The sequence below is a fragment of the Shewanella sp. WE21 genome (assembly GCF_002966515.1).
GTDB lineage: Bacteria > Pseudomonadota > Gammaproteobacteria > Enterobacterales > Shewanellaceae > Shewanella > Shewanella oncorhynchi.
On the sequence record NZ_CP023019.1, the window covers coordinates 4,542,680 to 4,556,244 of the forward strand.

The 13,565-nt window shown below is 45.4% G+C and carries 12 protein-coding genes; 3 read left to right on the forward strand and 9 right to left on the reverse strand.

From position 1 onward, the window contains the following. Window positions 1–125: 125 nt before the first annotated feature. From pyrF to aroA, 7 genes are all read right to left on the reverse strand, one after another. Window positions 126–821 (reverse strand): orotidine-5'-phosphate decarboxylase, encoded by a 696-nt coding sequence (gene pyrF / locus CKQ84_RS20325; protein WP_105252549.1) that lies wholly within the window; start codon window positions 819–821, stop codon window positions 126–128. Between the two features lie 45 nt (window positions 822–866). Continuing rightward, window positions 867–2,027: a lipopolysaccharide assembly protein LapB gene (gene lapB / locus CKQ84_RS20330; protein ID WP_105252550.1), complete on the reverse strand. Its 1,161-nt coding sequence runs from the start codon at window positions 2,025–2,027 to the stop codon at window positions 867–869. A 1-nt stretch (window position 2,028) separates the two neighbouring features. Next, the gene (locus tag CKQ84_RS20335) at window positions 2,029–2,304 is read right to left on the reverse strand and encodes a LapA family protein (protein ID WP_028759876.1); all 276 of its coding nucleotides are present in this window, start codon (window positions 2,302–2,304) and stop codon (window positions 2,029–2,031) included. 122 nt (window positions 2,305–2,426) lie between these two features. Next, window positions 2,427–2,714, reverse strand: a complete 288-nt coding sequence (gene ihfB / locus CKQ84_RS20340) for an integration host factor subunit beta (protein WP_006081718.1) — start codon at window positions 2,712–2,714, stop codon at window positions 2,427–2,429. Window positions 2,715–2,787: 73 nt separating this feature from the next. After that, a complete protein-coding gene (gene rpsA, locus CKQ84_RS20345; protein ID WP_028759875.1) occupies window positions 2,788–4,455 on the reverse strand; it encodes a 30S ribosomal protein S1 in 1,668 nt (555 codons plus the stop codon). Between the two features lie 102 nt (window positions 4,456–4,557). Then, entirely contained in the window at window positions 4,558–5,250 is a 693-nt protein-coding gene (gene cmk / locus CKQ84_RS20350; RefSeq protein WP_028759874.1) for a (d)CMP kinase, read from the reverse strand. A 186-nt stretch (window positions 5,251–5,436) separates the two neighbouring features. After that, complete coding sequence (gene aroA, locus CKQ84_RS20355) at window positions 5,437–6,717, reverse strand: 3-phosphoshikimate 1-carboxyvinyltransferase (RefSeq protein WP_105252551.1); 1,281 nt, start codon at window positions 6,715–6,717, stop codon at window positions 5,437–5,439. Window positions 6,718–7,152: 435 nt separating this feature from the next. On the opposite strand from aroA, the gene CKQ84_RS20360 reads away from it, so the two are divergent. The 3 genes from CKQ84_RS20360 (at window position 7,153) to CKQ84_RS20375 (ending at window position 11,144) form a co-directional block, all read left to right on the forward strand. Next, window positions 7,153–8,343 carry an amino acid aminotransferase gene (locus tag CKQ84_RS20360; RefSeq protein ID WP_105252552.1) on the forward strand — a complete coding sequence of 397 codons (1,191 nt, stop codon included), beginning with the start codon at window positions 7,153–7,155 and terminating at the stop codon, window positions 8,341–8,343. A 373-nt stretch (window positions 8,344–8,716) separates the two neighbouring features. Next, window positions 8,717–10,276 (forward strand): YjjI family glycine radical enzyme, encoded by a 1,560-nt coding sequence (locus CKQ84_RS20370; RefSeq protein WP_105252554.1) that lies wholly within the window; start codon window positions 8,717–8,719, stop codon window positions 10,274–10,276. Then, complete coding sequence (locus CKQ84_RS20375; RefSeq protein ID WP_173913201.1) at window positions 10,248–11,144, forward strand: YjjW family glycine radical enzyme activase; 897 nt, start codon at window positions 10,248–10,250, stop codon at window positions 11,142–11,144. The genes CKQ84_RS20370 and CKQ84_RS20375 overlap by 29 nt, the downstream gene beginning before the upstream one ends. Here CKQ84_RS20375 and CKQ84_RS20380 read toward each other — a convergent pair. Together CKQ84_RS20380 and serC are read right to left on the reverse strand one after the other, a co-directional pair. After that, a complete protein-coding gene (locus CKQ84_RS20380; protein ID WP_105252555.1) occupies window positions 11,141–12,061 on the reverse strand; it encodes a LysR family transcriptional regulator in 921 nt (306 codons plus the stop codon). The genes CKQ84_RS20375 and CKQ84_RS20380 overlap by 4 nt on opposite strands. A gap of 357 nt (window positions 12,062–12,418) precedes the next feature. Continuing rightward, window positions 12,419–13,510 (reverse strand): 3-phosphoserine/phosphohydroxythreonine transaminase, encoded by a 1,092-nt coding sequence (gene serC, locus CKQ84_RS20385; protein ID WP_105252556.1) that lies wholly within the window; start codon window positions 13,508–13,510, stop codon window positions 12,419–12,421. Window positions 13,511–13,565 lie beyond the last annotated feature (55 nt).

Genomic DNA, 13,565 nt, shown 5'->3' on the forward strand with positions numbered 1-13,565 from the left:
ATTCAAGATACTATTTCAATTTTTATCCATCATATCAAGGATACCAACAAGCGATTCCAAGCCTTTTTTATTTAAACGACGGTCAAACGGCTTTCAAACCGCGCTTTAGACGGCTAGTGTGGCGTCTATGCCAATGATTGGTGAATCGCTTGCAATGCCGCTAACGGATCGGCGGCTTTGGTGATTGGGCGGCCAATCACTAGGTAATCAGAACCCGCTGCTATCGCTTGAGGTGGCGTCATCACGCGATGTTGATCGCCAGCATCACTGCCAACTGGGCGGATCCCAGGCGTCACGAGCTTGAAATCCTGACCTAACAGTGATTTCAAGGCTGTCGCTTCTTGGGCGGAACACACCACGCCATCGAGTCCCGCTTGCTGCGTGAGCTTCGCCAAACGTTGCACATGCTCAAACGCAGGCACATTGATGCCGAGTAATTTAAGATCGTCATCACTCATCGAGGTTAATACCGTGACCGCGATCAGCATAGGCGCTTTGTCGCCGTATGGCAGCAAGGCCTTTTTGGCCGCTTCCATCATGGCGAAGCCACCGCTGGCATGTACGTTCGTCATCCATACGCCCAGCTCAGCAGCAGCGGCCACGGCTTTGGCGACAGTATTGGGAATATCGTGAAATTTCAAATCAAGGAATAAATCAAAACCACGATCATGGATATCTTTCACCAGTTGCGGGCCAAACAAGGTAAACATTTCTTTGCCAACTTTAAGGCGGCACATGTTGGGATCGAGTTTTTCTATCAGTTGTAAAGCATGGTTTTTATTATCGTAATCAAGCGCTACGAGGATAGGTTTAGTCGTCATCATCTCTCCAACGGGGTTACACAAACTGTGTATTCTTCTAATAGATTATTCGCCGTCTAGGCCTCGGATCCGTTTAATGCTGCCCCAGTTTTTACAGGAAGGACAATGCCAGTAAAGCGCATGGGAAGGAAAACCACACTCCTTACAACGGTAACTCGGACGGAATTTAATTTGTTGTTCAACGAGCTGCTCTAGCATAGTTAAACTTTGCTTAGCTTGCCCTTCTTCGGCTTGGCGCAAATGCATCTGCATCAAGTGCTGAAAACCTTTCATGGTCGGATGGCGATATAACGCATCGAGCACTATGGTCTCTGCCGCTTTAATCTCATCAAGACTTATCATGTGCTGCGCTAAGGCGACCACCACAGAAGCTCCAGCGCCATCGGCCATGGCGCCCGCGAGTAATTCTTGAAAACCTTCTTTATCTTGCGTGTCGCGATAAACTTGTTTGGCCGTTGGAATCGCATCGGCAAAAAGCTCGATATCGGCTTTTTTCAGTTGCAGCAGCATTTGCTTACACTGGGCATAATCTTGAATATCGAGGAATTTTTTCGCTAGGGTCAATAATGCACGACCGCATTGGGGATCTTGCTTCAGCGCTTGCTGTAGCAGTTTAATTTTCTGCGCATCATCACTGGCTTCATCGGCTAACTGGCAATAGAAATGCGCCGTTAACGGCTTTAAAACTTGCTGACGTTTACGACTCAAACGCTTAGTGATATCAATGGCTTTTTGCCACTCTTTAATCACTTGATAGATAGCAATCAGCTGTGTTTCAGATTCTTCACTGTGATCGTCTTGGCTGACCAAGTTAATAAAGATTTCTTCAGCTCTGTCGTAAAAACCTGCTGCTAGATAATCTTTACCCAGCTCCATCATAGCGATGTCACGCTGCTCATTGGTTAATGTAGGCCGCGCGATTAAATTTTGATGGATACGAATAGAGCGGTCGACCTCGCCTCGCTTACGGAACAGCGAACCGAGTGACAGATGGGTATCTATGGTTTCATCGTCAACATCTAGCATACTGATAAACAAATCGACGGCTTTATCCGATTCGTTCGACAGTAAGAAATTGAGGCCAGTAAAATAATCCCGGCTCAATTGTTTACGTTGATTACTTTGATTCTGCCTTATGCTCCGTCGCCCCATATACCAACCATAGGCGGCAGCAATGGGAAGCAACAGAAAGAGGATCTCAAGCATATTAGGCGTCTACATCCTGAGGGATTTTAGCGATCACTTGATTTAGTTTCTTTTTAGTTGCCGCTAAACTTAATTTCAAGCGAACAATATAGTAGCTAGCAAATAACCAACTCAAAATAAAACCAGCAAAAAAGACAATCGCTAAGACAACAGGTAAACGATATTCACCCTGTGCGACAAAATAGCTGATGGTCACCACTTGTTCGTTACGCGCGCCAAAAATCAACGCCAGAATAAATAACAGTGCCACAAGCACAGTTGCTACAAATGATTTCACGCTGCACTCCCTAAACGCGTTTCAATTTAATGATTATCCAAGAAATTTACTAAGCTGACCAGCATTGCCTTGCAATAGATACAAAAAAGCCTCCTAACGGAGGCTTTTTACTATGCGGTCAATCACACATTAACGGCGTCAACACGCTCGCGCAGTTCTTTGCCTGGCTTAAAGTGCGGGACGTATTTACCTTCCAAATCGACTGATGAACCAGTCTTTGGATTACGGCCAGTCCGCGGTGCACGATAGTGAAGCGAGAAACTACCAAAGCCACGGATCTCAATACGATCACCGCTTTCTAATGTTGTTGCCATTTGCTCCAACATTTCTTTGATTGCGCCTTCAACCTCTTTCGCCGACAGCTGCGACTGCCTGGTGGCGAGTTTTTCGATAAGTTCAGATTTCGTCATCCTAGCTATCCCCTATTATCAAGCCAAACACAGTCGCCTAATGGGGAGAGATGTCTCCCCAAACAACAGGCGATTATTTACGAGCTGCTTTAAACGCTTCAGCCATTGCATTGCTAATAACAGCGTCATCTTGTTTGTTCAGAGTCGCCATTACTTCTTTCTCTTCAGCTTCGTCTTTCGCTTTGATTGACAGGCTGATAGAGCGGTTCTTACGGTCAACACCCATGAACTTAGCTTCGATTGCATCACCTACATTATAGACAGTAGATGCATCTTCGATACGCTCACGTGAAATGTCAGCTACACGGATGTAACCTTCAACAGTGTCAGCCAGTTCAACAGTCACACCTTTAGCATCAACAGCAGAAACAGTACCGTTTACGATAGTACCTTTCTTCTTGTCAGCCAAGTATGCGTTGAATGGATCATCTTCAGTTTGCTTAACACCTAAGCTGATGCGCTCACGCTCTGGATCTACAGACAGAACCACTGCATGGATTTCATCGCCTTTCTTGTATTCAGAAACTGCGTCTTCGCCAGTACCGTTCCAAGAAATGTCAGACAGGTGAACTAGACCATCGATACCGCCGTCAAGACCGATAAAGATACCGAAGTCAGTGATTGACTTGATCTTACCAGAAACCTTGTCGCCTTTGTTGTAACGAGTTGCGAAGTCATCCCATGGATTGGTCTTACATTGTTTCAGACCTAGAGAAATACGACGACGCTCTTCATCGATGTCCAGAACCAGAACTTCAACTTCATCACCTAAGTTAACCACTTTAGATGGGTGAATGTTCTTGTTAGTCCAATCCATTTCAGAAACGTGAACCAGACCTTCAACGCCTTCTTCGATTTCTACGAAGCAACCGTAGTCAGTTAGGTTAGTAACGCGACCAGTTAAACGTGTGTTTTCTGGGTAGCGTTTGCTGATTTCTAACCATGGATCTTCGCCAAGTTGTTTCAGACCTAGAGACACACGAGTGCGCTCACGATCGTACTTCAGTACTTTAACGTTGATTTCATCGCCAACATTGACGATTTCTGATGGATGTTTAACACGTTTCCACGCCATATCTGTGATATGTAGCAGACCGTCAACACCACCTAAATCTACGAATGCACCGTAGTCAGTCAGGTTCTTAACGATACCCTTAACTGCTTGACCTTCTTGCAGGTTTTCTAACAGTGCATCACGCTCAGCGCTGCTTTCTGATTCGATAACTGCACGACGAGAAACAACAACGTTGTTACGCTTCTGGTCTAGCTTGATAACTTTGAATTCTAATTCTTTGTACTCTAAGTGAGCGGTGTCGCGAACTGGGCGCACGTCAACTAGAGAACCTGGTAAGAAGGCACGGATACCGTTTAATTCAACAGTGAAACCGCCTTTAACTTTACCATTGATGATACCGATTACAGTTTCAGCATCTTCATAAGCTTTTTCCAGAACGATCCAAGCTTCATGACGTTTCGCTTTTTCGCGAGACAGTTGAGTCTCACCGAAGCCGTCTTCAACAGAGTCAAGAGCTACGTCAACTTCATCGCCAACTTGAATTTCTAAAACGCCTTGAGCATTTTTGAATTGTTCAGCTGGGATTGGGCTTTCAGACTTCAGACCCGCGTCAACCAGTACCATACCGTTTTTGATTGATACAACAGTACCACGAACGATAGAGCCTGGACGGAATTCCAGAGTTTGAAGGGATTGTTCAAATAGATCAGCAAAAGATTCAGTCATGTTTAGGTTACTTTCTTTATTAAACCACTGTCCGTCCTAGACGTGGAGTCAGTCAAATTATCCGTATCATCCTTAATACGAATACCTATCCGGTGGACTAACTTAGTTAGTGCCGGATAATTTTTGGTTGATAAAGTTAAGCGCAAGCGCTAGCACTTCATCAATACCCTTACCGCTAGTATCGATAATGAGCGCGTCATCGGCGGGGACTAAAGGAGCCACCGGACGATTCATATCGCGGTCATCACGTTCGATAATTTCACTTAAAAGGCGCTCGATATTAACATCGAAGCCCTTGTCCTGCAACTGATTATAGCGTCTTTGGGCACGCTCTTCAGCTGAGGCGGTTAAATATAATTTTGCCGGCGCACTTGGGAAAACCACTGTTCCCATGTCACGACCATCGGCAATTAATCCTGGCGCCGTTTTAAAGGCCCGTTGGCGACGTAATAAGGCTTCTCTCACCCGTGGAAAGGCAGCGACTTTTGAAGCGGCATTCGAGCACTCTTGGGTGCGAATGTCGTTGGTGACGTCTTCACCTTCCAATATCACTTGAACCGGATCTTTATCATTGCCTGTTAGAAACTTCACATCCAGATGTGCCGCTAACAACGTGATAGACTCTTCATTTTCCAGTTCAACGTTATGATGAATTGCTGCAAGCGCAAGAACTCGGTAAATGGCACCACTATCAAGTAGTTGCCAACCTAGATGCTGAGCCAATAATTGACTAATTGTACCTTTGCCAGCACCACTTGGGCCGTCGATTGTGACTACAGGAGCCCGTTCAGACATACATTCCTCCGCAAAAAATAACCATCATCCGTGAGTTCATCAAGTGAGCCCCCGAAAATGAGCGCGCCGCATTGTACAACAAAAGACAAACAAAATCCGTGGATTTTTTATGAAGAATAGAAGCCGCACAAATACGGCTTACAATTCTTGACATCGATGGTTGTAACAATGACGAAACAAACAGACTTAGCCTTGCAGGCTCGCAAACTGCTTAAAGTAGTCAGGGAATGTTTTAGAAGTACAGTCAGGATCATTGATGGTGATACCGCAATCGGCAAATGCCAGCATAGAAAAGCACATGGCCATGCGGTGATCATTGTAGGTATCAATTTCAGCGGTGTTAATCACGGCTGGCGGGGTGATTTTAATGTAGTCATTGCCCTCTTCAACCTCGGCGCCCACTTTTCGCAGTTCAGTTGCCATAGCCGCTAACCGGTCGGTTTCTTTAATACGCCAGTTATAGATATTGCGAATAACCGTCGTGCCTTTAGCAAATAATGCGGCCGTTGCAATGGTCATGGCCGCATCGGGAATATGGTTCATATCTAAGTCGACGGCCGTTAATTGGGAGCCGCGGGCAATAATATAGTCATCGCCCCACTCGATATCTGCGCCCATTTTTTCGAGCACATCGGCAAATTTTACATCGCCTTGGATACTCAAACGACCCACACCCGTGACTTTGACTTCGCCGCCCTTAATCGCCCCAGCCGCGAGGAAATATGATGCCGATGACGCATCGCCTTCTACCAGTACTTTACCTGGTGATATATAACGCTGGCCTGCAACAATCTCAAAACGCGCGTAGTCATGGTTAATGACGTTAACGCCGAACTGCGCCATCAAAGCGATAGTAATATCGATATAAGGCTTAGAGACTAACTCACCTTTGACATGGATATTGACGCTGCCCTTAGCAAGCGGCGCCACCATCAACAAAGCCGTTAAAAACTGGCTCGATAAATCGCCTGCAATTTCAACATCACCGCCATTAAGGCCAGTGGCATTAATCGTCAGTGGCGGGAAACCGTCATTTTTAAGATAAACAATATTGGCACCGAGTTGCCTTAAGGCATCGACTAAATCGCCAATCGGACGCTCTTCCATACGTGGTTCGCCCGTGAGGGTAAATTCACCTTGGCCTAAGGTTAAGGCGGCGCATAAGGGGCGCATTGCGGTACCCGCATTGCCTAAAAACAATTCCTGCGCGGATGCTGAGGAAATCACACCACCTAAACCATCGAGTTCACACACAGTATTGTTTTGCGATAAACGGTAGTTAACCCCTAACTGCTTGAGGGAGGCCAGCATGTGGCGGATATCATCTGAATCGAGCAGATTGGTGAGCGTGGTCGTACCTTGGGCTAAGGTGGCCAATAATAAGGCTCGATTTGAAATACTTTTTGAGCCCGGAATATTGATTTCACCGTGGACTTGCACAACAGGTTCAAGACGTAATTGCTTCATGAATAAATCTTCTTTCTCTATAGGGCGTCATCATCACGATCACGCGGACTGAATACGCAAAATGGCAACTTCACGCTACAGCGCGTCAAGTTAAGATTACAAATAAAAGGAGATTGGGGCCTTGTTGGTGCTTCGTCGTTATAAAATTACCGATTGTCGCTAAGGATTCAACCGTTTTTTCGAGAAAAATGGCATTTTGGTCAGATTATTTGCTGAGATCAGTGTAAAAATAACAAAAACGCAAAATTTAAGCGGTTAATTTATGATTTAACCGTATTTTTGGCAGGCTTTTTTGCCAAGATAACTGGCGTGTAATCACAGTTTTCACTTTAATTACTTTACCTTTCCGCGCTATTCTACCCTTTAAACGATAAATAACGCATATCTGATACGAACAATCACGTTTGCACTATAACCAGAAAGGTAGATGGAGCTATGTTTAACTCACTCATCGCAATGCCAGCGGACCCCATCCTTGGCTTGTTAACTCAGTACCGCGAAGACTCTCACCCACAAAAAGTGGATTTAGGTGTTGGCGTTTATAAAGATCCTACAGGCGTTACCCCTATTCTAAGCTGCGTGAAAAAAGCGGAAAAATTCCGTCTCGATACCGAGACCACCAAAGTGTATATCGGCCCAACAGGCTCACCACAATTCAACACCTTGATGACGGAATTAGCCTTTGGTGCTGGCCACAGTGCCATTATCGCTAACCGTATCCGCACCGTTTCAACACCCGGTGGTACAGGCGCGCTGCGCGTGGCGGGTGACTTTATCAAACGCTGCAACCCGAATGCCGTGTTATGGGTAAGCGATCCAACTTGGGCAAACCATATCGGTTTATTCGAAGCAGCTGGTATTACTGTTAAAACCTATCCTTACTATGACTACGATAGCAAATCATTGAAATTTGATGAGATGCTTGCTGCATTATCGCAAGTAAATCCTGATGATGTGGTGTTATTCCACGCCTGTTGCCATAACCCAAGCGGAATGGATTTAACCACAGAGCAATGGGATAAAGTGGTTGCCCTGACAAAAGAGCAAGGCTTTACGCCACTGATTGACATGGCCTACCAAGGCTTTGGTGATGGCGTGGATATTGATGCCTACGGCGTGCGTCATATGGCGGCAGCGGTCGATAATATGATCCTGTGCAGCTCATGCTCGAAAAACTTCGGTTTGTACCGTGAGCGTATTGGTTCATGTTCTGTGATTGCCAAAGATGCCAATACCGCCAATGTCGCGCAATCTGTACTGCTTTATGTGGTTCGCTGCCTCTACTCTATGCCACCTGCCCATGGCGCAGCGATTGTTGAGACGATTTTAGGATCAAAAGAATTAACCCAAGAATGGCTTGATGAGCTGAAAGTGATGCGCGATCGCATCAACGGCAACCGCGCCATTTTAGTGGATAAACTTAAAGCCAACGGCGTAAACCGTGACTTTAGCTTTATCGCCCGCCAAAAAGGTATGTTCTCTTTCCTTGGGGTGGCTCCAGAGCAAGTGGCGCGCCTACAAAAAGAATTCAGCATCTATATGGTAGGTTCAAGCCGCATCAGTATTGCTGGGATCAGTGAAGATAACGTTGATTACTTAGCTCAATCGATTGCTAAAGTGCTTTAAGCCGCTGAGTTTATCTGCACCGCTCACTCTGCTGTATTCACTCAATAAAGGAATACAGCAGAGTTCATTTACCGCCTCAAGTGTTAAATTTTTCAATCATCCCACCCGATAAGTTTTGACAGTTCATTAACCTCAGTTTCATATTCACAATATGACAAGCAACGCCACGTCTCACTGTTCAAGCATTTATTTTTAATCGTAAAACCACATTCTAGCGATTTTGACATCGCGGCTTTATCGCAATAAGCCACAAATTGTGACCTCAGTCGGCGGATTTCCATTTCATTAATCAGGACTGCGGCTATTTTCACTTTTTAAAGCCAACGCCACTGAGTAGATTAGTGGTCATCATAGAACTTGTGGATGTTCAGCCATGTTATTACAAGATAAATTAGTGCAAATCGTCACCAACCCGCTGCTTTCACCCAAGCAAAAATCCAACTATTTAGCATTAGAAGCGGAAGCCAGTTTGCCCTATATGTCGATATCGCCCGAGGTAAAAGCGGCGATGAATGACGGTATTATTTGCGACATGTTTGAAGGCCATGCGCCGTTTAAACCACGCTATGTGTTGCCAGATTATGCCCGCTACCTTCAACAAGGCTCTGAATACTTAGAGTTATCTGCGGCAAAAAACTTGGACGAAGCCATCAATGCCTTAACGATTCTGTATCATCACGTGCCATCGGTGACCAATATCCCCGTGTATTTAGGTCAGCTGGATGACATTTTGATGCCTTTCGTTGAAGGAATGGATGCGGAAGTCCTTTATCGTAAATTAAAACTGTTCTGGATCATGCTCGACCGAACCCTGCCCGATGCCTTTATGCATGTGAATATTGGCCCTACAGATAACATCGTTTGCCGCACCCTACTGCGCATTGATGCCGAGTTAAAACAAGTTGCCCCCAATTTGACCTTTATGTACGACCCCGCCGTCACGCCAGATGAATTGTTGTTACTTGCGACCACCAATATTTGTCAGTGCAGTAAGCCACATATCGCGAATTACCCTCTGCATGCCAGTGCGTTTGATGAGTGCGGTTTTGGTATTGTCAGTTGCTACAACGCGTTGCCGTTAGCGGGCGGCGCCAATACTTTAGTTCGACTTAATCTTAAAGAAGTGGCGTTAAAGGCCAATTCTATAAACGATTTTTTTGATACTGTATTGCCAAATTACTGCTCACTCACCTTCGAGCTCATTGACGCTCGCTCGGCATTTTTGCATCAAGAATCACACTTCTTTGACAGCTTTTTAGTTAAAGAACAATTGATTGATGAATCGCGCTTTGCACCCATGTTTGGTATTTACGGCATGGCAGAAGCCGTGAATATTCTGCGGACATTCACTGCAACTGATGCAACGAAGTTATCTCAACGAGATCAACACACTGGCTATGGTCATCAGGCAGATGCAAATCAACTTGGCTACCGTATTTCTGCCACGCTCGATGCCATAGTGAAATCCACACCCGTCACGCATGGTTACCATGGGCGGGCACTACTGCATTCACAGGGCGGTATTAGTATCGACAACGATGTGACTCCTGGCGTTCGCATCCCCTATGGCACTGAACCGAATCCCATCGCCCATATTCAAGCCCTAGCGCAACATCATCAGTATTATACGGCGGGGATTAGCGATATTTTGACCATAGATGAAACCGTAAAATCCAATCCTCAAGCTATGTTCCAACTGTGTAAAGCCGCGCTTGAGTTAGGTTTTAGGGAGTTTACCGCCAATGTCGCCTCTAACGATTTAATGCGCGTGACTGGCTATATGGTAAAACGCTCAGATATTGAAGCGTTTAAACAGTGCGGCTCGCGTCTCAATACCACAGGCTTAGCCGCAGAAGCTGCGGTTAATACAGGAATATTGCAACGACAAGCACGAGTTATCGCCCATGAACACTCCCCTTGTGTCTTTAAATAGACACGCTATTGTCAGTCAGCTATTGCCCTTTTCATGCGTCGACGGGCCTGGCAGCAGGCTCGTATTATTCCTGCAGGGCTGCAACTATCAATGCAAAAACTGCCATAACCCACATACCATAGGCTTATGTGATGCTTGTGGCGATTGTGTCGCCACCTGCCCTGAAAATGCGCTGAAATTGATAAATCTCAATAATAAGCATCATATTCAATGGGATAGTGAGCGTTGTAGCCAATGCGATACCTGCCTTGCCGTATGCCCAAAACAAGTGAGCCCCAAGCTCACTCGTTACACCGTTGAGGATATACTGACGATTCTCCATAGTCAGCGTCACTTTATTAATGGCATTACGGTTAGCGGCGGCGAAGCGAGCCTGCAACTGCCGTTTATTATTGCGTTGTTTCAAGCGATTAAGGCCACAAAGCCGTTATCACACCTGACTTGTATGCTCGACACCAATGGCAGTTTGAGTCTAACGGGATGGCATAAACTGCTGCCGTTTTTAGATGGCGCTATGGTGGATCTTAAAGCGTGGCAACAGGATACCCATAGGTATATTACCGGTCGTGATAACCATGCCGTGTTCAAATCAATCCAGTTATTGGCTAAACAGCAAAAACTGTATGAGGTGAGATTGCTGCACATTCCAAGCATCACGGATTACGAGGAAGAAATAGAAGCACTAGCGACCTATTTACTTCTGCTAGGCCCAGATACGCGAGTTAAGTTAAATGCCTTTCACCATCATGGTGTTGTCGATGCAGCACTCAATTGGCCAAGCTGTAAACAAGCCGATATTGAACGCTTAGCCGCAACCCTTGCAAAGCGAGGCGTAACCAATCTCATGTTACCTTCTATATACCTTTAACGACTGCAAAACAAAATTTGCTCATAAAGCCAGCGCAGCGCGGGATCTTTCATGCTTTGACTATGCCAAACTAGGCTGTAAGCCACTTTGCCATATTCTATGGGTAAAGATTTAATCGTTAAGCCTTGAGCTTGGCTGGCAATAGATGCCCAGCGGCGCGAGCAGGTAAAGAGCAACTCACTGTGATGGCACATTAACGCAGCACTGCCAAAGTCTGGGACCGAAATGGGGACGGCACGTTTTTTAGATTGCTGGGCGAGCAAAATATCAAAAAAAGGCGTGCTCAGATCTGTGTCTGTAATGCCAATATGGCTAAAACTCAGGTAATCATCGAAGCTGATATGCGGCTGTTTAGCCAAGGGATGGGATGAATTCATCAGGCAGATCATTTCATCGCTAAACAAGGTTTCCCACACCAGATCGTCTTGAAGAGGATTAGGTTGACTCAGATCATGGGGTAACAGCACAAAGTCTAATGTACCTTTAAGCAATCCATCAAAACCAATATTGTCTTTGCTGTAAATATCGAGGCGGATATTAGGAGCCAAGCTCAGAATATGGGCGCTGAGCTTGGCGGCCAGCAGCTCAAAGGTACTTTCGCGCATCGCAAGCGAAAAACGCCCCTCAAAATGTGCAGGGTTAAACGCATCCTGACTCATGATCTGATTCATATCATTGATCATTTGCTGCACGCTAGGCCCTAATCGTCTTGCCAATGGGGTTGCTACCAGTGAGTTGCCGTTACGATAGAACAGTTCATCGTTCAAGCTGTCCCTGAGCTGGCTTAAGGTTTTACTGACGGATGAGGGGCTTAAACATAAACGTTCGGCGCTGGCGGTTACACTCAGGGTATCGAGCATCACATGCAAAGTGATCAAATGCTTCATACTAATCCGCGAAAGCTTGGCCAAATCCATCGGTGACATCCTATTGATTTATCGTGTACACGCATTTAAAGATACGTTCTTTTAATCATGATAAACAATAACATACAACTAACCCAGCATCTTACTCAGTAATGCGCGTCAGCTCACAGGCTTTCTCAAAACGAGTGTTCTTGAAGGCATCTGGTCTCAACGTCATCTTGCTTAACGCCATTGTCGATAAATTAAAGTTAACAAAAAAGCGAATGCATTTGAGCATTCGCTTTTGGGATGTCTCACTTGAGATGGCTAACTGATGATCAACATTCAATAAGCATAACGTTGATATTCAAGCAGCAAACTCTAGACGCTAAGCGTCGCAAGCTAATGAGTAACTCAATACAGCTAAGCCTAGCTATGTTTGTTTGCAAACTCATTCATAAACTTGACCAAGGCAACTACACCATCGAGTGGCATTGCATTATAGAGGCTAGCACGCATACCACCTACGATACGATGACCCTTTAAGGCAACGAGTCCAGCTATTTGGGCTTGCTTTAGGAACTCACTATCGAGCGCTTCGTTGACTAATTGGAAAGTCACGTTCATTTGTGAGCGGTTCGCTGCAACAACCCCATTACGGTAGAAAGCATTACCATCAATGCATTGATATAACATCTGCGCTTTTTGTTGATTAATTTTTGCAATACTCGCAATGCCGCCAATGGACTTAAGCCAAGCAAAGACTTCAGCGGCGAGATACCAAGCAAAGGTTGGCGGTGTGTTGAACATAGAGTCATGCTCAACGGCTAAACGATAGTCCATGATGGACGACTGCGGTAAACTCGGCAGTGTTAACATGTCATCGCGAACTATCACTATCGACAGACCCGATGGACCTATGTTCTTTTGTGCGCCAGCGTAAATCAAACCGTAGCGGCTGACGTCGATTTCACGTGACATAATGGTTGACGATAAATCGGCAACAATTGGCCAAGGTGAGTCTAATTCATCAAAAATTTCGATACCATCTACTGTCTCATTAGGGCAATAGTGAACATAGCGATAATCGGCATCGATTTTATGTAAATCAGGTAAGACAACCGCATTGAGTCCATTGTGTTTTTCAACAATATTCAAGCTATCAATCTGCGCTTCACCCACGAGCTTTTGTGCTTCGGCTAATGCGGCAGATGACCATTGACCACTGACTAAATACAGAGCTCTGCCATGATTACCTAAAAAATTATTCACAACAGCGGAGAACTGTCCACGACCACCGCCGTGCATAAATAGCACATGGTAATTTGTGGGGATCTGCATCAGTTCACGTAAATCGGACTCGGCTTGTTGTGTAAGCGCGATGAACTCTTTACTTCGGTGGCTGATTTCCATCACGGAAACGCCTTGGCCATTCCAATCAAGTAATTCCTGTTGTGCTTTTTTCATTACCGCTGCGGGTAACATTGCAGGTCCTGCACAGAAATTATAAATCGCGCTCACTGACACTCTCCTTAATCCCAACCATGATGTAGGTATTGATAAATACGAAACCATT